The following is a 22,165-nucleotide window of genomic DNA, read 5'->3' on the forward strand; positions in this document are numbered from 1 at the left end:
GAACTAAAAGATTCTGACTCATGTATTTATAGAATTGTATTAAATAATTATTTTATTTAGTAGCCAATTTTATCACGCTATTTAAGAGAACATTGGCTCCTGCACTCATCCATTCCGGTTTTATTTCTTCTTCTTCGTTGTGGCTTATTCCTTTAATGCATGGAATAAAAATCATAGAAGTCGGAGCTATTTTTGAAATATTACATGAATCATGTCCCGCACCTGATACTATTTCTCTACATGAATACTTTAAATGGTGTGTTACTTGGCGTACTGTTTCTATGCAGGTATCTGAAAAATGTATTGGTGGAAAAGAAAGAATTTGGTTGATACTATATTTCAAATTAAGCTCTTCAGCAATTTCCTTTATCTTTACAGATAGTTTTTGGTTCATTCGATCTAGTCCTCTTTCTGAAGGATGCCTAAATTCTACGGATAACCAAGCTTTATTGGATATTACATTTCTAGAATTCGGAATTGTTTTTACCATTCCCACGGTAGCTCTTCCTTCTGGCATTTCTTCTTTCCCAATTTGGTTAACCCTTATTACGGCTTCAGCCAATCCTAATAGCGCATCTTGTCTCACTTCCATAGGTGTTGTCCCAGCATGTGAGGCAACTCCTGTAAATTCAATATCATACCATTTTTGTCCGACAGCTCCGGTAACTATCCCAATTAATTCATTATTATTCTCCAATATAGGACCTTGCTCAATATGTAGCTCAAGGGACGCATGAATTTTATATTGAGAAAAATTGTCTTTTCCAGCATAGCCAATTTTTGTCAACTCATCTTTAATAGTTTTTCCGGAAGCATCTTTACAAGCCCAGCCTTCATTTACAGGCATAAGCCGGGAAAAAATTGCAGAGCCTATCATAGCCGGTGCAAAACGAGCTCCTTCTTCATTGGTCCAGCTTACCACGTCAATAGGACGGTCTGTTTTTATTTTATGATCATTAAGAGAATATATTACTTCCAATGCTGCTAGAACTCCATATATTCCATCATATTTACCTCCCAACGGCTGACTATCTATATGAGAACCTATCAGAATAGGATTTAGAGTATTATCTTCTCCAGATCGTCTTGCAAAAATATTTCCCATAGAGTCAATTTTAATCGAGCAGCCAGCCTCTTCAGCTAACTCAACAAATAAATCACGGGCTTGTTTGTCTAAATCCGTGAGGGTTAGCCTATGTACCCCTCCCTTAGGAGTTCCTCCTATTTTAGCAAAATCTCTTATCCATTTTTGTAGTCTTTTGGAATTAATATATATATTATCATTCATTGGAAATATTTTTTTTGTGTTTTTCTAATTGATAATGAAAATCACAATATCCATCTCCATTCATTATAGTATGTGGGCGTGTTAATTTAACGTCCGGAGCATAGCCTTCAATAAATTTTGCATCTCTATTACAAGAAAGTAAAAATCCTATTTCTCCTAGCCCCATCTCATGATACATTTCTGCATAACGACATCTTTTAACCGTATAGTTGTATTGAATTTCATTGTTTACCAATACTTCCGTTTCTAAAGCGTCGTCTTTTTCCCACAGATATTGCAGTGCTACAAAACTTTGTACAGAAGTGGGACCTTCTTCTTTTTGCGCGAATTCTCTTCCAGCTTGTATTGCTGCATTGGCTACTGCCTCTTCTATAATAGATTTTGCTTTCTCCAAACCGTATTCTTTCTTTAAAATATTATAGATAGGCTTGATGATCTCCGCTTCTATTTTTCTTCGTTGTAAAATACCTATTTCTTTGTTTTGGTTCTTCATACTTGTATTTCCTTGTTTTTATTATATGTTATACTCAATCGGAGCTATATTTCCGATAAATTTTAGTAATCTTTCATCTCGGGTTTTCTTTAATTGTTGAGGCTCTTCATTATATAAAATTTGCCCCGATTCCATAAAAATTATTCTATCTGAAACTTCAAATGCAAATTTCATTTCATGAGTAACTATGATCATGGTCATTCCTTCATTGGATAATTCTTTAATAACTTTTAAGACTTCTTTTACTAATTCCGGATCTAAAGCCGAAGTAGGTTCGTCAAATAACATAATGCTTGGCTGGATAGCCAAAGCCCTTGCTATGGCCACTCGTTGTTGTTGTCCTCCAGATAGCTGATGCGGATATTTATTCGCATGACTTAGCATACCAACTTTATCCAACATAGCTAATGCATAGGTCCGTATAGCAATTTTATCTTTGTTTTTCAAATGATATAAAGGTGCTAACATAACATTTTCCAATACGGTTTTGTGAGGAAAAAGATTATAAGACTGAAATACCATGCCTATCCTTTGATTATGATTATTTTTTATCGTATTTTCTATTTTATGATTATTTTTTGTTATTATTGGATTATTACCCATTCGGATAGCTCCTGTATCAATTGATTCTAAGCCAATTATTGATCGTATAAGTGTGCTTTTCCCTGATCCGGAGGGGCCTATAATGCTAATAACATTACCCCATGGAACCGTTATATTTACATTTTTTAATACCGGAGTGTTTTCATAGGACTTATTTATATTTTTTAGGCTTAATGCTAATTCTCCAACCTTGTTACTTTTTATGGTTGAATATTTTTTCAACTTATCATGATCCACTTTTATGAATTCATCCGTATCTGTAATTTTTTTATTCACGTCAAATTTTTCTTCAAGCTTATGTATAATCCAAGTTACTATGGTTACAATCAAAACGTAATAGAGGGCAACGACTAATAGAGTTTCCATAACTAGAAAGTTACGAGTGTAGAGTTGTTGTCCAACTAGTAATATTTCCGTTAATGATATAACGGAAACTAAAGAAGTTAACTTGATTATTGTAATGTATTGATTGGCTAATGATGGTAAGGCAACTCTTAGGGTTTGAGGCACAATAATTAGCCTCATAATTAACCAATATGATAATCCCAGTGCTTTTCCTGCCTCATATTGGCCTTTGGGCACGGCTTGTAATGCTCCTCTATGTATTTCAGCAATATAAGCAGTCTCGCTTAATACTAAAGCCAATAATCCTGAAATAAAAGGATTGGAAAGAATTATTGAGCTTTGCGGCCAAATTTGTGGCAAATTGTAAATAAATATTAATAATACTAATAAAGGCAAACTTCTGAAAAACCAGATATAACCCCTAGAAATTTTTCTTAAAATCAAAGATTTACTTCGGCCCAATAAAGCAACAAAGAAACCTACGATTATACCTATACACCAGGTTAAGGTACTTAATTCAAGAACGGTTACACAAGCTTTCCAAAAATCCTTATTAAAAAACTGATTTATAAAATATTCCCAAATGAAACCCTTTTTCTTATTATTATCAGAAATATCTTCTTCCTCTAATTTGTAAGTTTTCAGTAATTCTTTACTTGGGTATGCCAAATTATATTTATTCAACAGTTGCTGATATTCTCCCGATTCTCTTAAATCTTGTATTATTTTCGAAATTTTATTTTTTAATGAACTATTATCCTTTTTAAAAGCCAATCCTATTAATACCGGATCGATCATTTCTTTTGTTGATATAATTAGCTTTTCCTCTAAATTATCTACCAACATTTTTGCTACAGCAGCGTCTTCATATTGAACATCTACCCCTTTGGATAAAAGCGCCTGTGATGCTTCGGGAGCACTTGGATATTCTTTAATTTCAATTGTATTAAGATTATTAAGCAAACAATATTTTTGAGATATTTCATTTAATTTAGGTATCCAGGCAGCACCTTTCATCGATGAAATTTTCTTGCCACATAATTCCTGTAAAGATGTAGGACGATAGGTATCATCTTTTCTAACCACTAGTACACCTCCTGTTTGAAGATACGGTAAAAAAGAAACTTGTTTAGCTCGTTGTGAATTTACATACAGGGCAGAGGCTATAACATCATAGTGTCCTGCATTTAGACCTATAATGATATTTTCTATTCTTGTATCTTTAAATACTACTTTTAGTTTCAATTTTTCAGCTACGAGCCTCATTAGGTCCGGATCAAACCCTCTAGGGCCTCCCTCTGTATAAGCATAAGGTGCATAGGTAAGGTCAATTCCTACTGTCAATTCACCTTTTTTTAAAGTTTGCGCATGAAAAATATTTATGCGAATAAGGAATAAGAGTAAAAACAAATATTTTAGAAAAGTAATTGATATTCGAAAATCTGTTTTAAAAAAATTATAATTCACAATATTTGACTGTTTTAAATTCAAAATAACTAATCATTAAAATCTAATTACTATTAAATTAATAAACAAACTTACTTAATTATTTGATATACAATAAATGTATTTTATTATCATTTTGTATAATATAAAATAATTTTATTTTTTATTTACATATAAACACCTATTTCATTTAGTTTTAGTTTATATGTTTAAAAATATATATAAATATAATTTTATTTAATTAATTAAAATTATAATACAAATAATTATTTTTCTATATTTGATAAACATAAAAAAATAAATCATGAAAAAGTATTTTTACTTTTTACTACTTTCACTGGTCCTATTTGTATCTTGTAATGAAGATTCTTTAAGTTCGGATATTTCGCAGGAAATAAATACTATTACAAATGAAAACATTTGCTTTGATGTTTATTTAATTGAAGATATTGAGAATCACTCAAAAGTAAATTCAGAATATGACATTAATTCATATGGAGCACTGCTTAAGTATAAAAAATGGGAAAATGGAAAAACAATTAGAATTAAATTTTTAAATGGAACTCCTTTTTTACAAAGTAAGATTAAACAATTTGCTAATGAATGGTTGAAATATGCTAATTTGAATTTTGAATATGTAAATCCATATCAAAATGCAGATATAAGAATTAATTTTGATAACAGCGGTGGATCTTGGTCATATATAGGTACAGATTGTAATTACATTGATGCAAATAAACCTACTATGAATTTTGGATGGTTTAATTCGAACACACCTGATTATGAGTTCTCTAGAACCGTTATTCATGAATTCGGACATGCTTTAGGTTTAGTGCATGAACATCAAAGTCCTGCATCGGGTATACAATGGAATAAGCAAAAAGTATATGAATATTATGGGGGAGCACCGAATTATTGGAGCAAAGAAAAAGTTGACCAAAATATTTTTTATAAATATGATCATACTATAACCAATTATTCTTCTTTTGATAATAAATCTATTATGCTTTATTCATTTCCATCTTCTTTATCATTGAATGGTTGGTCAAGCGGATGGAACACTGTACTTTCTGTCAAAGATAAGGAGTTTATAGCTCAACTATATCCGGGAAAAGTATATGAAACACAAAACCTTTATAGGTATTTTTATGATTCAAGACATTTTTATACCTCCGATTTCAATGAACTTGGTTATCGATATTTAGAAGGTATTTTGGGAAAAATTTATAGTTCACAAATTCCAAATACATACCCGATTTATAGATACTATAATAGAATAAATGGAGATAGATTGTCTACGATTAATTGGAACGAATTACAAAATGGAGGAAGTAATGGTTGGGTTTACGAAGGAATAACAGGTTATGCATATAATTCACCACAACCAAATACTATTCCTGTTTATCGTTTTTTCAGAGAAAAAAGTAAACCGGATCATTTACTTACAACTAAAAAAAATGAAGTTCAATATTTAGAAAATAAAAAATGGGGTATCATTTTACCTAAATATAAATATGAAGGAATCGCTTTCTATATTTTGAAATAAAACATTTAATATTGGATTGATTTATAATAAAAAATGAGTGTCTTCAACACTCATTTTTTATTGTTAAAATTCATTGGTAAAATGGAGCTTTATAGAGGGAAATTTTTCAAGTGTCATAGTAATGCTAAATGCTGAATCCGCTAAAAAAACTAATTGACCGAATTTATCTCTAGCTAAAAATTTTTGTTTAATTCGCTTAAATTCTAAAAATTCTGTAGATTTTTCATTATCAGTTTGAACCCAACATGCCTTATGTATATTTACCGGCTCATAACTACATTTAGCTGAATATTCATGTTCCAATCTGTATTGGATTACTTCAAACTGAAGAGCTCCCACAGTTCCAATGATTTTACGATTATTCATTTCAAGCGTAAATAATTGAGCTACACCTTCATCCATTAATTGATCTATACCCTTTGCTAGCTGTTTGGTTTTCATCGGATCATCATTATTTATATAACGAAAATGCTCGGGTGAAAATGATGGAATTCCTTTAAAATTTAACTTTTCTCCTTCTGTTAAAGTATCCCCAATCCTAAAATTACCTGTATCATGCAAACCTACTATATCACCAGGAAAGCTTTCTTCAACAACTTCTTTTTTATCTGCAAAAAAAGCTGCAGGACTGCTGAATTTCATCATTTTATTTTGACGAACATGCAAGTAATTAGTATTTCTTTTAAATGTACCTGAAACAATTTTCACAAATGCCAACCTATCACGATGTTTAGGATCCATATTGGCATGTATCTTAAATACAAATCCTGTGAAATTGGGTTCTTCGGGTTTTACTAAACGAACATCACTCATCTTAGGTAATGGATTGGGTGCAATTTCAACAAATGCGTCTAATAATTCTTGAACTCCAAAATTATTTAATGCTGATCCGAAAAAAACAGGCTGTAAAGTTCCGTTCAAATATTCTTCTTTAGAAAATTTTGGATAAACGGAATGAATTAATTCTTGTTCGTTTCTAAGATTTTCAGCGGCATTGTCTCCAATAAGCTCGTTTACTATAGAATCATTTATATCATTAATTTCAATACTCTCCCCTACCTTCTGTTTTTTTTCTTCTGTAAAGAATTTAAAGTTATTCTCCCACATATTAAAGATGCCTTGAAAATCTAAACCCATTCCTATAGGCCAAGACAAGGGGGTAACTCTTAAATGTAATTTTTGTTCTACTTCATCCAATAAATCAAATGCATCTTTACCTTCTCGATCTAATTTATTTATAAAAACCAGCATAGGAATATTCCTCATTCGACAAACCTGTACTAATTTTTCAGTTTGCTCTTCTACCCCTTTTGCTACATCTATAACTACTATAACAGAATCCACAGCTGTTAAAGTTCTGTACGTATCTTCAGCAAAATCTTTATGTCCAGGAGTATCTAATATATTAATCTTTTTTCCTTTATATTCAAAGGCTAATACAGATGTAGCTACAGAAATTCCTCGTTGTCTCTCAATCTCCATAAAATCCGAAGTAGCTCCTTTTTTTATCTTGTTGCTTTTTACAGCTCCCGCTTCTTGAATTGCTCCTCCAAATAAGAGCAATTTTTCTGTCAACGTAGTTTTACCGGCATCCGGATGGGATATGATTCCAAAGGTTTTTCTCCTTTTAATTTCTTTTTCTAAAGTTGTTCCCATATATTTTCAATCAAATGTTTGCAAATATAGAATATTTATTATTTTTTAGTGTATCTTAAAATCAATGATATGAACTAAATACATATAATTGTTTTCATTTTTTTATCAACTATATTTCGAGTAATCCTAGCCTAGGTTTTCAGTTGCTTTAAAATCTTATATTACCTTATTAGTAACGAATTATTTATACGATAAATTCTATTTTATAAGTATAATTATTTATTCATTTATTTAAAAGAATTACTTTTGTAACTCTTTTTATCAGGCAAATTTATGACGATTAATTTAAAACATGCTGTTATTTCCAAATTAACTTTGCAATTTTCGGGTAATAAATTACGTGAAGAAAAAAATATATATGCTGGGGATTTATTTCATTTAAATGAAAAAGAAGAAGAAGAAATTCAACCTTATTTTATTTCTCCTTTCAAAAAAAATTTAGAATATTATCAATTTACTCATTATACTCAAGATATTAATTTTAATATTTTATATTCTTTATGTAAAGATGTCTTTGAAGATACTCTTGATTTTGTGAATTTTTCAGATAAGGTACTTGATCATTTGTATGAACGATCAAATCACCCGCAAATAAAAAAAGGTGAAATTTTTATTGCTTTATTTAGTGATATTGATGTAGGATTAGAGTCTAAGATTTGCGGTATTGGAGTATTTAAACTTGAAAACAAAAACAAATTTTTACGTTTTAAACATTCAGATATTGTTGAATGTGCCATTCAAAAGGGTTTTAGATTGGATTCAGCAATAGATAAAGCTTGCTTAATACTGAATATGCACAAAGAAAGCGGCTATAAAATTTTAGTACATGATGATGCACATGTGGAATCTGAATATTGGAAAAAATCTTTTTTAGAGGTCGATTATATAAAAGATGATTCTTACCAAACAAAGAGTTATATAAATTTATTGTCCGATTTTTCTCAACAAGTAATTTTCGAAGAAAAAGGTAAAAAAATTCAAACTGAGTTTATCAGCAACTGTCTACAGATATTTAATGAAAATGAAACTATGACCGAAGAAATTTTAGATAGGGAATTATTAGAAAATTACAATTTAGTTGAAGAATTTAAATCTTATAAAAAAGTATATTCTGAAAATTCAGGTATTGAATTTTCGGAAATATTCGACGTTTCCACTAATGCTCTGGTTAGAGAAAAACGTAAAATAAAAACTGACATAAAATTAGATACTCATTTTCAGATCAAATTGGATATTAATAAACCTGAAGCTTCTGAAGATTTTTTAGAACAAGGATACGATGAAGAAAGAAAAATGTTTTATTATAAAGTTTTTTTCAATTCAGAATTATAATCTTTTTTATTTTCATATATTTACTGCCAATCTATTACAAATTAATAAGTAAAATAGATGCCAATTGTAGATTTTATTATACCAGATTATTTTACAAGAATCGTTACTTGGAAAGTTAGTGAAACCAATGAAGAATTATTACGTATATTAAAGCTAGATAATAAAAGGCAAGGAAAATATGATTCTTTAACATCTAAAAGAAAACGTGAATATCTGGGTTTACGGGCTTGTTTAATGGCATTGGGATTAGATAATACTGTAAAATACACTCCCGAAGGTAAACCTTTTGTTGAAGGAACCTATAACATTTCCGTATCTCATTCACATGGAGTTGTATGTGTAGGAGCCTCTTCATTTAATATAGGGGTTGACATTGAATTGGAAAGAGAAGAAAAAATTAACACTATTAAATATAAATTCATTCGAAAAGATGAATTTGAATTTATTCCAAAAGATCAGGAAAAGGACTATTATCATATATTATGGGGAATTAAAGAAGCTTTATATAAGATTCATCATGGAAATTTATGGTCTTTTTTAAACCATTATCGAGTTGAGCCTTTTACCTTAAAAAATGAAAAGCCTATCATGTGTTGGATAATTGATGAAAAAGCAAGTGTCAAGTATTACGCTTACTATAAAAAAATTAACAATTATTATATGACATATGTCTTGAACTATGAATAATAATTTATTTATATAAGTTTTTATTTATCCTTTTTTTAATACATTGTATTTTTATCTTTTATAATTTTTAATATTGTAATATTTTATCACTTTGAAGAAAGCATTAATTATACAAAATAAATATATTGGAGATGTATTGGTTGCTAGTGTACTTGCCAAAAATTTAAAAAATATATTCCCACATATTGAAGTTCATTTTTTTTGCTACAATAAGGCAATTAGCATTCTTCAAAATAATCCGCATATAGACAAAATCATCGATTTTGATGATATTGAACTTAAAAAATTATCAGTTTTATGGAAATACTCCAACTATATTAGAAGTGAAAAATATGATATTTTAATAGATCCGTATGCAAAATTGCAAAGTCGATTTATTACTCTATTTTCTAAAGCTAAAAAAAGAATTAGTTTCGATAAACCTTTTTTTAAACATTTTTATACCGATGTATATATTGAGGAAAAACTTCCGAAAGTTATTAATTGTACCTCAATAGAAAACAGATGCTTATTACTTTCTCCTTTTATAAAAGATTTTTCTAATATTGATTTTCAAACAGAAATATTTCTAACAAATGCAGAAATTGAACATGCAAAACAATTGATGCATAATTCAGGCATTACTTTTACCAAACCTATCATAATTATTGGCATTTTGGGGAGTAGCATGGATAAATCATGGCCTCTTTCTTACATGGCTGATTTAATTAACGTATTATTATCCAATTATGATATTGATATTTTATTTAACTTTATTCCTCTTCAACATCATGAAGTTGAAATTTTACTTGAAAAAATTGACCATAAAGAAAAAATATTTACATCAATTCTTGGCAATAATGTTAGAGAATTTGCAGCAATATTATCTAATGCCGATGCTTTGATCGCTAATGAAGGGGGAGCTGTAAATATTGCTAAAGCTTTACAAAAACCTACTTTTTCAATATTTTCACCACATAAATTCAGAAAAGATTGGGGGTGTTATGAAAATTTATATATCCACCAAAGTTTTCATCTTATGGATATTTTCCCAGAAATTTATACAGCATATTCACCAAATGAAATTTTAAAAAATCCTGAACCTTTTTACAAATTAATGTATCCTGAAAAGGTAATATATAAAATCGAAAATTATATGCAGGGTGTTTTAGGTATTCCGAAGAAATCTTCAAACACATCTATCGATTTAATTAAAAATAAACCGAAAATCAGTGCATTATGTATTACTTATAATGAAGAAGAAAATGTAAAACGCTTCTTAAAAGATTTATCTTTTGTAGATGAAATTGTAGTAGTAGATTCTATTAGCACAGATAAAACTAAAGAATATTTTGAGGTAGATAGTAGGGTACGTTTTATAGAAAGAAAATTCGATAATTTCACTAATCAAAAAAACTATGCTATAAAACATGCTTCCTATGATTGGATCGTTTTTTTTGACTTGGATGAGCATATCCCATCTCTTCTTAAAGCAGAGATTCTTATGACAATTAATTCTTCAAAACCTAAAGATGCTTATTGGATTCGTAGAAACTTTTACTACAAAAGAAAACATTTACGTTATAGTGGATGGAAAAATGATAAAGTAATACGTTTATTTAAAAAAAATAAATCTTTTTACAAAAAGAATAAATTTGTACATGAAGAAATTGAATGTGTTAGCGAACCTGGATATTTAAAAAATGGCCTTGATCATTATTCTTTCACTTCTGAAAAAAAATATTTAAAAAAGTTAGACCAATATTCTAAACTAAAAGCAGAAGAATTATATACAAATAATGTAAAATCAAATTTTTTCCATCATCATATTAAACCTATCTATCGCTTTATACATCATTATATTATTCAATTTGGATTTTTAGATGGTAAAGAAGGCTTCAAAATATCTAAAATGTATTCAAACTATGTTGCCAATAGATATAAATATTTAGAGCAATTATGGAAGAAAAAAGAATAAAACACTTACCCTTTTATCTAAAATATATAGTTCAAATATATTGCATTTTAATGCATTAAGTTAGAAATGATTGAATAAAATTAAGCCAAATTTAAAAAAAGTATGTTCCTAGAGATCGAAAGAAAGTTTTTAGTTGTCGGAGAATTTAAATCCCAGTCGATAAAAAGCACTAGAATAAGTCAAGGTTACCTTTCCTCGGTTCCTGAAAGAACGGTAAGAATTAGAATTAAAGATAATCAAGGTTTTATTACAGTTAAAGGAATAAGCAAAAATAATGGATTGAGTAGGCTTGAGTGGGAAAAAGAAATCCCTATTGAAGAAGCTTCAGAATTAATAAAGATTTGTGAATTAGGAATAATTGATAAAATACGTTATATAGTTCCTTATGAAAATAAAATATTTGAAATTGACGAGTTTTATGGTGAAAATGAAGGATTGATTCTTGCGGAAGTTGAACTGAATAATGAAAATGAAACTTTAAAAAAACCAAACTGGTTAGGAAGAGAAGTCACTGGAGATGAAAGATATTATAATTCAATGCTAATGAAAAATCCATATAAAAAATGGACTAATAAATAAAATTGGTTTAGCAACACTAATAATATTTTATTTATTTTAAAATTATCATAAGCTTTAAATAATTGATCATATCAAAATTAATTCTATTTAAGTTAAATTAAATAGATTCATTAATTGTTATCATATACATAATTTTATAATAAATAGCATTTTAATAACAAATATTTATAACATTAATTGAAATTTAATATTATAATTATAGCATAAGCTTTGTGAAATTTATTATTTTCATAGTAGTCAGTTTCAAACCTCGTTTTAAATGACAGGCCTTTTTATGACATATTTCCTAAATTTTAATTAATAATAAATTTCAAATTGAAATTTATTTAGTTATTTGTATTTTGAAAATTTTATCACTTCAAATAAGTGCGATTTCGTTTATCTTTAAAAATTTATATAAATTATTTATTTGAAATGAACATTAATTTACAAATCAACAAAATATATCTATATAACCAATTATAATTTTTTATTATGGCATGGATTTTGTTTTTTTTATAAATGTTCATAAGGCAGTGAATTTTCGTAGTAGTTAGTTTTTAAACCCCGTTCTAGTAACGGGGTTTTTTTTATTTAATCACACACATATTAATTCATATACTAGGACATCTATTTTTTTTTCATTCATGAATCATATTTGTTGTTTATTTTTATAAAAATATTATAATTCAATTTATTTATAATTAATGACAAATAAAATCAGCTTATAAAAATAAATTTTAGAGAATAATTATTAAAATCTCACTAACTTTATTTATCTTATTTTTTTTCGAATAAATAATTTAAAAAATCTAGTTTTAATTTTTACAAGTATTGTTTAACAAACATATCAGAGTAAATTAAGTATACGAATTATTTATATTTATAGTGTTCATATTTTAAATAATAAATCTTTTCATAAATTAGTAAAAAAACATTAATCATCATACTATTACTAAATATATTATTTTAATAAAATATAGATATTTTTTTATTTATATTATTAAACAAATTAATTATAAAAATTATACATAATTACTATTTTATGCGGTTATTTATAAAGTAGTAAATTTTCATAGTAGTTAGTTTTAAGCCTAGTTTTTAATAACGAAACTTTTTAATTTAATATTTTACAATATATTATTTTAATAAAAAAAAATATTTATTATTTATAATATTTAAACATATTTAAATAAAAATATTACACATTATGGCATAATAATTGCTTTTTAATAACTGTTCATAAGGCAGTGAATTTTCATAGTAGTTAGTTTTAAGCCCCATTTTTATTATGGGGCTTTTTTATTCTTATATATTTTTTCCCAATTCAATTTTATTTAAGCTAATAATATCTTATTTAATATCCGAATGTATCATATATATAATATTTTTATACATACAATACAAATATTATGGCATGAATTTTGATATTATATAACTGTTCATAAGGCAGTGAATTTTCATAGTAGTTAGTTTTAAGCCCCATTTTTATTATGGGGCTTTTTTATTCTTATATATTTTTTCCCAATTCAATTTTATTTAAGCTAATAATATCTTATTTAATATCCGAATGTATCATATATATAATATTTTTATACATACAATACAAATATTATGGCATGAATTTTGATATTATATAACTGTTCATAAGGCAGTGAATTTTCATAGTAGTTAGTTTTAAGCCCCATTTTTATTATGGGGCTTTTTTATTCTTATATATTTTTTAATTTGATCTTATTAAAACTAATTATATCTTATTTAACATCCAAAAATATTATATTTATAATATATATATAATTAATAATTAATATTATGGCATAAATTTTGTTTTTATTCAATTGTTCATAAGGCAGTGAATTTTCATAGTAGTTAGTTTTAAGCCCCATTTTTTATTATGGGGCTTTTTTATTCTTATATATTTCTCCCAATTCAATTTCATTTAAGCTAATTATATCTTATTTAATACCAAAAAATATTATATTTATAATATTTATACATATATAAAATAAATATTATGGCATGAATTTTGTATTAATACAATTATTCATAAGGCAGTGAATTTTCATAGTAGTTAGTTTTAAGCCCCATTCTTATTATGGGGCTTTTTTATTTTTATATATTTTTTTGAATTCAATATATTTAAAACTAATTATATCTTATTTAACATTCAAAAATATTATATTTATAATATTTATACATATATAAAATAAATATTATAGCATAAATTTTGTCTCTATATAATTATTCATAAGGCAGTGAATTTTCATAGTAGTTAGTTTTAAGCCTCTTTTTTATTATAGGGCTTTTTTATTTTTTTATATTTCCTCCAATTTAATTTTATTTAAGATAATTATATCTTATTTAATATCCAAAAATATTACATTTATAACATTTATATATATATAAAATAAATATTATGGCATGAGTTTTGCTTATATATAATTATTCATAAGGCAGTGAATTTTCATAGTAGTTAGTTTTAAGCTCCATTTTTATTATGGGGCTTTTTTATTTTTTCATACGATTTAAAAATGCTTATTATTAAACATTTTATAATTTATTCCCAATAATTATATATATTATATAATTATATATACTATTCTTTTATTTTTGTAATAAATAATATATCAAATTATTCAGATTTTATTTTATTAATAATTAATCCTGATCTTAAAAAAATAATAATATCATCTTTAAATAATATCACTATCGTCAATCGAAATGTTGATTATTTATATTATTTTTTATTAAAAAGTAATTTAATTATATTAAATTTAATATTTATAAGTTATTTTTACAATAAATTACATTTATAGCAAAAAAAAACATTATGGCATGAATTTTGTATTAATATAATTGTTCATAAGGCAGTGAATTTTCATAGTAGTTAGTTTTAACCCCGCTTTAACGCGGGGTTTTATTTTATAAAAAAACTACAATTTATTTTTGTTATTTTATAACATTATAACAATATTATACTATATTATTCAAAAAGATTAGTAATATTCCCATTATTAATTACAAAGCTCTCTTTAATAAGATCAAAATTAACAGCATCTATTGCTTTGGTTGCATTCTCAATTATAAAAGTTTTAAACCCTAACTCTAACGCATCCTTTGCTGTATAATAAACACAATAATCAGCAGCAAGTCCACATACATATACTTCACTTATTTCTCTGCCTTTAAAAAAATCCCCTAATCCGGTACATTTTAGTTTACCATTGTCGAAAAATCCACTGTAACTATCAATATTTTTATTCATACCTTTTCTAAAAATAGCCTCAATTCTATTTTGACTTAGATCTGAAGATATTTCTGCGCCAAATGTACCCTGTATACAATGATCCGGCCATAAGATCTGCTCCATACCTAGTAAATCTATTTTTTCATAAACATTTTTGCCTTGATGTTGAGAGGCAAAACTTCTATGATCATTAGGATGCCAGTCTTGAGTAGCTACAACTAAATCGAATTTTCCCTGAATTTTATTGATTATCGAAATAATTTCATTTCCACCATGTACAGCTAACTTCCCCCCTTGAAGAAAATCATTTTGCATATCGACAATTATTAATGCTTTCATATAAATAAGTTTTTTAACGCACCAAATATAATCCTTTTATTTTTATCCTATTTATAGTAAAATTTTCAAGTTTTATTCATTAAATACCTTATAAATAATAGATTTAATCATAAAAATTGTAACTTTGAAAAATCTCTTTTTAGAATAACAAATTATAATCATGATAATTAAGCATTTTACAGACAACGATTTATATAAATTTTCAGTAATGCATGCCATTCAAAGATTATATCCATGGGCATATGTTAGATACGATTTTATCAATCGCGGTAAAAATAATTTTCCAGATGGTTTTGCAGATAGGTTGAAAGAAGAAATTAATAAAATGATCAGCTTAAAACTATCAAATGATGAAAAAAATTATATTTTAAAAAGATGCTACTTTTTAGACCCATTTTTTGTTGATTTTTTAGAGGGTTATAGATACAATCCTAATGAAGTTCATTTATCTCAAGAAGGTGGAAATCTTAACCTATATGTAGAAGGATATTGGTATAGAACTGTGTTATGGGAAGTTCCTCTAATGGCTATAATTTCAGAATTATATTTTGAAATGATTGGCTCAAAACCTAAAGATATTGAAATAAAAGCTAAAGAAAAGGCTAAAGGACTAAAAGATTTACAAGCAGACTACTCTGAATTCGGAACCCGAAGACGTTATTCATTTGAAGTACAGGATAAAGTAGTGGGGGTATTAAAGGAAAATTCTGATAAATACTTTAAAGGGACCAGTAATGTTTATCTAGCTATGAAATATAATACTACTCCTATCGGAACTATGCCTCATGAATGGTTTATGTATCATGGAGCTCTATTTGGTTATCGATCCGCTAATATTAAAGCACTCGAAGCATGGGTAGATGTTTTTCAAGGTAGCTTGGGGATTACTTTAACAGATACCTATACAACTCAATCATTTTTTAAATCGTTTAATTTAAAACTGGCTAAATTGTTTGATGGAGTCCGTTGTGACAGTGGAGATCCAATAGAATTTACAGAAAATACTATTAATTTTTATAAAAAAAATAGAATTGATCCTTCTTCTAAAACTATTGTGTTTAGCGATTCATTAAATTTAGCTGAAGTAAAAAAAATAAAAGAACATGTCAAAGATAGAATCCACGACACTTATGGTATTGGAACGTATTTATCTAATGATGTAGGCGTAAAGCCTCTTAACATGGTGATTAAATTAACCCATGTAAAAGAAAAACCAAATGATGAATATTTAAATGCAGTGAAACTATCTGACGTTTTAGGTAAAAATACAGGTGACAAAAATGAAATTAACTTTAGTAAACTATCATTAGGATTAAACGAAAATTATTAATTTAATTTTTATATTTGGAAGTTTCTAACTTAAATCTAATATCATTTTAAATTCTTTATTCTTTTTAATAACATATTAGATAAAATTCTTTTATATACCAAGAAAAATAAAATTATGAAAAAATTTTTTATAATTACATTAATGACAGGTACTTTAAAATTATTTTGTCAATCATCAAGTCATGGAATTGCATTAAATGTAGGTGATACCTATATCAATACTAATGCAGGATACGCAGGCATTGAATACGCTTATCGCATTAATCCTCATCGAGGGTGTGGATTAGATCTTGGAGTTGGAACTTATTATGGAAGTTTTAATAATAATTTTAAATTTATACCGGAATCCCATCTTACTCTTTCATATGGAATTTTTCTTGGTGAATATTCAATGACTCCACATAATATTAATCCCAGCTTAGGAATACATTTTCTAAATGTAGTTAGACTAAAAGTAGGTTACAGTTGGGAAAAAGGAAATGAAAATCGAGGAATGAAAGGTATAACATTCGGAATTAATTGTTTATTCGGCTCTTCAGGATTTTACGATATTTTGAAATAAAATATTAATTTTTCCTATTAAATAAAAGAAAAACTTATATCATACTTTAAAATTTATTATCCGTTAATATTCCTAAAAATCATTATTTATTTAGGATCTATCATAAATTCCTGATAAATAAATGAAAAACAAACCTAAAACTATAATTGACATCCCAATTATAGATGATATCCATTCTTTTTTAGTTTTCTTTTCATGATTAATATATACCCCAGCTATGATAGCAACAATTATCGATGCTTGCCCCACCGGATAAGCCACTGATAAACCCAATTTAACTTGTGAAACTAATATAGCTATATTACCTATCGCCCATAATATTCCGACTATGCTATTCTTGAATGAAATTTTAGTATAAGGATTGTTTTTAAAAAATAAAAAGGCTAAAACATTAATTCCGAATATTTGCCCTATGGATTGAGGTAAAAGACTTGACCATCCATCTATTTTAAAATATTTTAAAATTCCTACATAGAGAGTAAAACCTAAAGAAGAAAGTAAATTAACCATTATCCCCTTCCCCCAATTTGACTTTTCATTTTTTTTATCTTTAGATGATTCTTTATAAGATGTAAAAACAATACCGATTATTATTAATGCTAAAGCTGTAAAACCAAATATTTTAGAATCAACTGAGCTCCAATCTCCTAACATCACTCCTAGTAAAGAAGTTCCAATAATTTGTGTACCATTTGAAATAGGCATGGATTTCGACACTCCTAAATATTTTAATCCCATTAATTGCCCTACGGATCCTATAGCCCAAAAAATACCAGATGCTAAACTAATTCCAATAATATGAGGACTAATTGCCGGATGTTTTATTGCATAGACTAAACACGCAAATATAAAACTCCCTATTGCAATTCCAAATGACTGCTCAATGGCTTTTCCTCCTATAAGAGTAGCAATTACAGGAAGAAAACCCCAAGATAAAATTGGAATACAGGCTACTAAAAAGTCTACTATACTCATATTTAAAAAATACCGTAAAGAAAATTATTTAAGCGTTTTGTCCAAGTATAGATAGAGCACCATCTACAGTATAGGTAGCTCCCGTAACATATGAACTTGCTTGCGAAGCCAAAAATAATGCTACATTCGCAACTTCTTCAGGGGTACCTCCTCTTTTCATAGGAATAATATCTTCTTTTTCTTTTAATAATTTAGCTTCATCAGTAAATTGCTTATTAATAGGTGTAAGGATCATTCCAGGTGCAATATTGTTAACTGTTAATTCCTTAGGTGCTAATTCTATAGCGAGTGTTCTTGTCAAATTTCTCATACCCGCTTTAGCTGTATTATAATCAGCATCCCCTGGACGACATACAAATTCATGTATTGAAGTAACATTTATAATTCGGGATCCTTTATAAGAATTATTTTTTTTCTTAAGATTTAAAAATTCTTTAATGCAATAAAAAGGACCATATAAATTAGTTTTTATAGTTCTATCCCAATCTTCAAGATTCATATCTTCAACGTACGTATTTTTCCCATTAATACCTGCATTATTTACTAAAATATCAATATCCTCAAAATCCTTATTTATAAGATTGAAAAAATTTTGAGTTTCATTATAATTTGAAATATTTACCTGATATGCTTTGGCCTTAATATTCAATCCGGATAAATCGTTTACCAAATTTTCAGCCCTATCTTTTCCGGAATGGTAAGTAATAATAACATTTGCTCCTTCACGCGCAAATAGCGCTGCTATTGACTTTCCAATACCTGAACTAGACCCAGTAACTAACGCAGTTTTATTTTGTAAAATTCCCATGTTTATAAATATTTAAATTATTTTATTATTATCTTTTGATTATTAAATTTCATTTAATTTTAAAGTAAAAACTTAATTATTCACTCTATCTATCATTAGACAGTAAATAGTTTAATTTAAATAGTAATTATGGGTTGATAAATGTTTATTAAAATAAAAAAGAAATAACCTATTTTACAATTAATGTGCTTTTAATTATAATAGATTCGAATTCTTAATTATTAATAATAAGTGAAAGAATAGCTAAGTAGTTATTTGCATAAAATCACAAGTCATCTAATAAGATAAGTCACTTGCTTTTATAAAGTTTAAATATTATTATAGTCAATATACTCTTAGAAGCACACAAATAGTCAATATTACTCTATTATAATTCGTGAATTAAATTCCTATTTAAAACATTTATATAATATTTATATTTCAAAGTTATAAAAATAATTTATAATTTTATATAAATATTTTTCACTAATTTAAATTAATTATTTTAATACCTAAAAAAGAAAATGAAATTCTATTTAGTAATAGGTACTTATACCGAAGGAGAGAGTAACGGCATCTATATTTATGATTTCGATTCTGAAACCGGTAATACCTCTTTTATTGATAGTGTATCTGTAAATAATCCCTCTTATTTGGTAATTAACCATAAAAAAGATCATATATACTCAGTGAGTGAAAATGATGACAAAGAAAGTTCTATAGTTAATTCTTTCTTTTTTAATAAAGCAACAGGAAAAATTTCATTCCAAAATTCTCAATCTGCATTTGGTGCGGCTCCCTGTTATATAACCATTGAACTTCAAGATAAATATATAGTAACAGCAAATTATATAGGGGGAAGTATTTCCGTATTTAAAACAAAATCCGACGGAAGCTTAAATCCTATGATCCAACAAGTTAACTTTTCAGGCAGCAGCATACACGATGTAAGACAGAATCAATCACATCTTCATTGTACCGTTTTTTCACCAGATTATGATTATCTTTTTGCTACAGATTTAGGTAGTGATAGAATTTATAAATTCAAAGTAAATTATTCTGAAGAAAGTAATTTCCTCACATTTTGCACCCCTGCTTATATTAATGTGGCTCCTGGTTCAGGTCCACGTCATCTTGTTTTCCATCAAAACAAAAGATTTGCTTATCTTATAAATGAACTTGGAGGGACTATAGTTGCCTTTAGATATACAAATGGTAATTTAGAAGAGATTCAAACAACAATTTCAGATGAATATAAAGCTGAAGGTAGCGCGGATATCCATATACATCCTAACGGGAAATTTTTATATTCATCTAATCGTTTAAAAAAAGACGGTATTTCAATTTTTAAAATTGATGAAAATACAGGGAAATTAACTCCTATAGATTATGAGAGAACCAATATTAACCCTAGAAATTTTGTAATTTCTCCTAATGGTAAATTTTTAATAGTAGCCAATCAAGATAGTGACACCATTCAAGTATTTTCGATTGATCTAAAATACGGATTATTGCATGATACCAATCAAAACATCAAGTTAGATATGCCTGTATGCTTAAAATTTATTTCACCTTAAAAGCCTAAAGTGTTTTACAATAAAAAAACGATTATTCATACCTCTTATATATTAATAAATGAGTATTTTTGTATAAAATTTTAACAAACAAATTTTATAATATTATGAGTCTAATAGCACAAATTCATGCAAGACAAATCTTGGATTCCAGAGGTAATCCAACAGTAGAAGTTGATGTAATCACTGAGTATGGAACTTTGGGAAGAGCTGCTGTTCCATCTGGAGCATCTACCGGTGAATATGAAGCTGTTGAATTAAGAGACGGAGAAAAAGAATATTTAGGAAAAGGAGTTTTAAAAGCTGTTGAAAATGTAAATGATGTTATTGCACCTGAATTAGTTGGAGTTGATGTCTTTGAACAAGCTTTAATAGATAAAACAATGATTGACCTAGATGGAACTCCTAATAAAGGAAAATTAGGCGCCAATGCTATATTAGGTGTTTCTTTAGCCGTTGCTCAAGCTGCTGCAAAAGAATTAGGTCTACCTTTATATCGTTACGTAGGAGGAGTAAATGGTAAAGTACTTCCTGTTCCAATGATGAATATTATCAATGCTGGTGCTCATTCTGATGCTCCCATAGCATTTCAAGAATTTATGATTATGCCGGTTGCTGCAGATAGTTATACTACTGCTATTCGTATGGGCGCAGAAATATTCCACTCTCTAAAGAAAGTTTTACATGACAGAGGCTTAAGTACTGCTGTTGGGGATGAAGGTGGTTTCGCTCCAAACTTTAAAAATATTGAAGATGCATTAGATACCATTCTAGATGCGACTAAAAAAGCTGGATATACTCCAGGTCAAGACGTTATGTTAGCATTAGATTGTGCATCTTCCGAGTTTTTCAAAGATAATAAATACGATTATTCAATTTTTGAAGGTCAAGGAGGTAAAGTTAGAACAAGTGAAGAACAAGCTTCTTATCTAGCTGAATTAACAGAAAAATATCCAATTATCTCAATTGAAGATGGTATGGATCAAAATGATTGGGCCGGATGGAAAATACTTACTGAAAAAATAGGTAAAAGAGTCCAATTAGTTGGAGATGATTTATTTGTAACCAATGTTAAAAGACTTGAAGACGGTATTAAACAAGGAGTGGGTAACTCAATTTTAATTAAAGTTAACCAAATCGGTACTCTTACAGAAACTATTGACGCTGTACAAATGGCTCAAAATGCTGGATATACTGCAGTAATGTCTCACCGTTCAGGAGAAACAGAAGATAACACAATTGCTGATCTTGCTGTAGCTTTAAACTGCGGTCAAATTAAAACAGGTTCTGCTTCAAGATCTGATCGTATGGCTAAATACAATCAATTATTAAGAATTGAAGAAAGTTTAGGTGAAGTAGCAGTTTACCCTCAATTTAAAGCTTTTAAAGTTAAAAGATAATTTAATTTTAAATTAAACATAAATAAAAAAACGGGAGGGTT

At 27.5% G+C, this 22,165-nt stretch carries 16 protein-coding genes; 9 read left to right on the forward strand and 7 right to left on the reverse strand.

Translation table 11 applies throughout. The annotated features are described in order from the left end of the window. Positions 1-52: 52 nt before the first annotated feature. The 3 genes from Q0T35_RS04140 to Q0T35_RS04150 are packed head-to-tail and all read right to left on the reverse strand — an operon-like array spanning position 53 to position 4,073. On the reverse strand, positions 53-1,288 hold the full coding sequence (locus Q0T35_RS04140; RefSeq protein ID WP_295841069.1) for a M20 family metallo-hydrolase: 1,236 nt from the start codon (positions 1,286-1,288) through the stop codon (positions 53-55). Next, complete coding sequence (locus Q0T35_RS04145; RefSeq protein WP_295841070.1) at positions 1,281-1,781, reverse strand: L-2-amino-thiazoline-4-carboxylic acid hydrolase; 501 nt, start codon at positions 1,779-1,781, stop codon at positions 1,281-1,283. The genes Q0T35_RS04140 and Q0T35_RS04145 overlap by 8 nt, the downstream gene beginning before the upstream one ends. Positions 1,782-1,802: 21 nt before the next feature. After that, entirely contained in the window at positions 1,803-4,073 is a 2,271-nt protein-coding gene (locus Q0T35_RS04150; RefSeq protein WP_295841072.1) for an ABC transporter permease subunit, read from the reverse strand. A gap of 406 nt (positions 4,074-4,479) precedes the next feature. Between Q0T35_RS04150 and Q0T35_RS04155 the strand changes: the two genes are divergently transcribed. After that, complete coding sequence (locus Q0T35_RS04155) at positions 4,480-5,721, forward strand: M12 family metallopeptidase (RefSeq protein ID WP_295841073.1); 1,242 nt, start codon at positions 4,480-4,482, stop codon at positions 5,719-5,721. 63 nt (positions 5,722-5,784) lie between these two features. On the opposite strand, the gene Q0T35_RS04160 is transcribed toward Q0T35_RS04155, so the two are convergent. Continuing rightward, on the reverse strand, positions 5,785-7,377 hold the full coding sequence (locus Q0T35_RS04160) for a peptide chain release factor 3 (protein ID WP_293919261.1): 1,593 nt from the start codon (positions 7,375-7,377) through the stop codon (positions 5,785-5,787). Positions 7,378-7,650: 273 nt separating this feature from the next. Between Q0T35_RS04160 and Q0T35_RS04165 the strand changes: the two genes are divergently transcribed. From Q0T35_RS04165 to Q0T35_RS04180, 4 genes are all read left to right on the forward strand, one after another. Next, positions 7,651-8,709, forward strand: coding sequence for a nucleoid-associated protein (locus Q0T35_RS04165; RefSeq protein WP_295811017.1), 1,059 nt, complete (start codon positions 7,651-7,653; stop codon positions 8,707-8,709). A gap of 57 nt (positions 8,710-8,766) precedes the next feature. Beyond that, positions 8,767-9,396, forward strand: a complete 630-nt coding sequence (locus Q0T35_RS04170) for a 4'-phosphopantetheinyl transferase superfamily protein (protein ID WP_293919259.1) — start codon at positions 8,767-8,769, stop codon at positions 9,394-9,396. A gap of 91 nt (positions 9,397-9,487) precedes the next feature. Then, complete coding sequence (locus Q0T35_RS04175) at positions 9,488-11,353, forward strand: glycosyltransferase family 9 protein (protein WP_295841074.1); 1,866 nt, start codon at positions 9,488-9,490, stop codon at positions 11,351-11,353. A 102-nt stretch (positions 11,354-11,455) separates the two neighbouring features. Further along, on the forward strand, positions 11,456-11,932 hold the full coding sequence (locus tag Q0T35_RS04180; RefSeq protein WP_295811021.1) for a CYTH domain-containing protein: 477 nt from the start codon (positions 11,456-11,458) through the stop codon (positions 11,930-11,932). A gap of 2,962 nt (positions 11,933-14,894) precedes the next feature. Here Q0T35_RS04180 and pncA read toward each other — a convergent pair. Continuing rightward, entirely contained in the window at positions 14,895-15,497 is a 603-nt protein-coding gene (gene pncA / locus Q0T35_RS04185; RefSeq protein ID WP_295841075.1) for a bifunctional nicotinamidase/pyrazinamidase, read from the reverse strand. Between the two features lie 160 nt (positions 15,498-15,657). Between pncA and pncB the strand changes: the two genes are divergently transcribed. Together pncB and Q0T35_RS04195 are read left to right on the forward strand one after the other, a co-directional pair. Continuing rightward, on the forward strand, positions 15,658-16,827 hold the full coding sequence (pncB, locus tag Q0T35_RS04190; protein ID WP_295841076.1) for a nicotinate phosphoribosyltransferase: 1,170 nt from the start codon (positions 15,658-15,660) through the stop codon (positions 16,825-16,827). A 114-nt stretch (positions 16,828-16,941) separates the two neighbouring features. Next, positions 16,942-17,388 (forward strand): hypothetical protein, encoded by a 447-nt coding sequence (locus Q0T35_RS04195; RefSeq protein WP_293917492.1) that lies wholly within the window; start codon positions 16,942-16,944, stop codon positions 17,386-17,388. A gap of 90 nt (positions 17,389-17,478) precedes the next feature. On the opposite strand, the gene Q0T35_RS04200 is transcribed toward Q0T35_RS04195, so the two are convergent. Continuing rightward, positions 17,479-18,363, reverse strand: a complete 885-nt coding sequence (locus Q0T35_RS04200) for a GRP family sugar transporter (RefSeq protein ID WP_293917491.1) — start codon at positions 18,361-18,363, stop codon at positions 17,479-17,481. Between the two features lie 28 nt (positions 18,364-18,391). Beyond that, on the reverse strand, positions 18,392-19,171 hold the full coding sequence (locus Q0T35_RS04205) for an SDR family oxidoreductase (RefSeq protein ID WP_293917490.1): 780 nt from the start codon (positions 19,169-19,171) through the stop codon (positions 18,392-18,394). Between the two features lie 503 nt (positions 19,172-19,674). On the opposite strand from Q0T35_RS04205, the gene Q0T35_RS04210 reads away from it, so the two are divergent. Together Q0T35_RS04210 and eno are read left to right on the forward strand one after the other, a co-directional pair. Beyond that, a complete protein-coding gene (locus tag Q0T35_RS04210) occupies positions 19,675-20,727 on the forward strand; it encodes a lactonase family protein (protein ID WP_293917488.1) in 1,053 nt (350 codons plus the stop codon). Positions 20,728-20,831: 104 nt separating this feature from the next. Beyond that, entirely contained in the window at positions 20,832-22,124 is a 1,293-nt protein-coding gene (gene eno, locus Q0T35_RS04215) for a phosphopyruvate hydratase (RefSeq protein ID WP_293917486.1), read from the forward strand. Positions 22,125-22,165 lie beyond the last annotated feature (41 nt).

This window comes from uncultured Apibacter sp. (assembly GCF_946479295.1).
GTDB lineage: Bacteria > Bacteroidota > Bacteroidia > Flavobacteriales > Weeksellaceae > Apibacter.

Coding starts and splice junctions, on each gene's coding strand:
- Q0T35_RS04140 (WP_295841069.1), bottom strand. CDS start 1,288: ATGAATGATAATATATATATTAATTCCAAAAGACTACAAAAATGGATA.
- Q0T35_RS04145 (WP_295841070.1), bottom strand. CDS start 1,781: ATGAAGAACCAAAACAAAGAAATAGGTATTTTACAACGAAGAAAAATA.
- Q0T35_RS04155 (WP_295841073.1), top strand. CDS start 4,480: ATGAAAAAGTATTTTTACTTTTTACTACTTTCACTGGTCCTATTTGTA.
- Q0T35_RS04160 (WP_293919261.1), bottom strand. CDS start 7,377: ATGGGAACAACTTTAGAAAAAGAAATTAAAAGGAGAAAAACCTTTGGA.
- Q0T35_RS04165 (WP_295811017.1), top strand. CDS start 7,651: ATGACGATTAATTTAAAACATGCTGTTATTTCCAAATTAACTTTGCAA.
- Q0T35_RS04170 (WP_293919259.1), top strand. CDS start 8,767: ATGCCAATTGTAGATTTTATTATACCAGATTATTTTACAAGAATCGTT.
- Q0T35_RS04180 (WP_295811021.1), top strand. CDS start 11,456: ATGTTCCTAGAGATCGAAAGAAAGTTTTTAGTTGTCGGAGAATTTAAA.
- pncA (WP_295841075.1), bottom strand. CDS start 15,497: ATGAAAGCATTAATAATTGTCGATATGCAAAATGATTTTCTTCAAGGG.
- pncB (WP_295841076.1), top strand. CDS start 15,658: ATGATAATTAAGCATTTTACAGACAACGATTTATATAAATTTTCAGTA.
- Q0T35_RS04195 (WP_293917492.1), top strand. CDS start 16,942: ATGAAAAAATTTTTTATAATTACATTAATGACAGGTACTTTAAAATTA.
- Q0T35_RS04200 (WP_293917491.1), bottom strand. CDS start 18,363: ATGAGTATAGTAGACTTTTTAGTAGCCTGTATTCCAATTTTATCTTGG.
- Q0T35_RS04205 (WP_293917490.1), bottom strand. CDS start 19,171: ATGGGAATTTTACAAAATAAAACTGCGTTAGTTACTGGGTCTAGTTCA.
- Q0T35_RS04210 (WP_293917488.1), top strand. CDS start 19,675: ATGAAATTCTATTTAGTAATAGGTACTTATACCGAAGGAGAGAGTAAC.
- eno (WP_293917486.1), top strand. CDS start 20,832: ATGAGTCTAATAGCACAAATTCATGCAAGACAAATCTTGGATTCCAGA.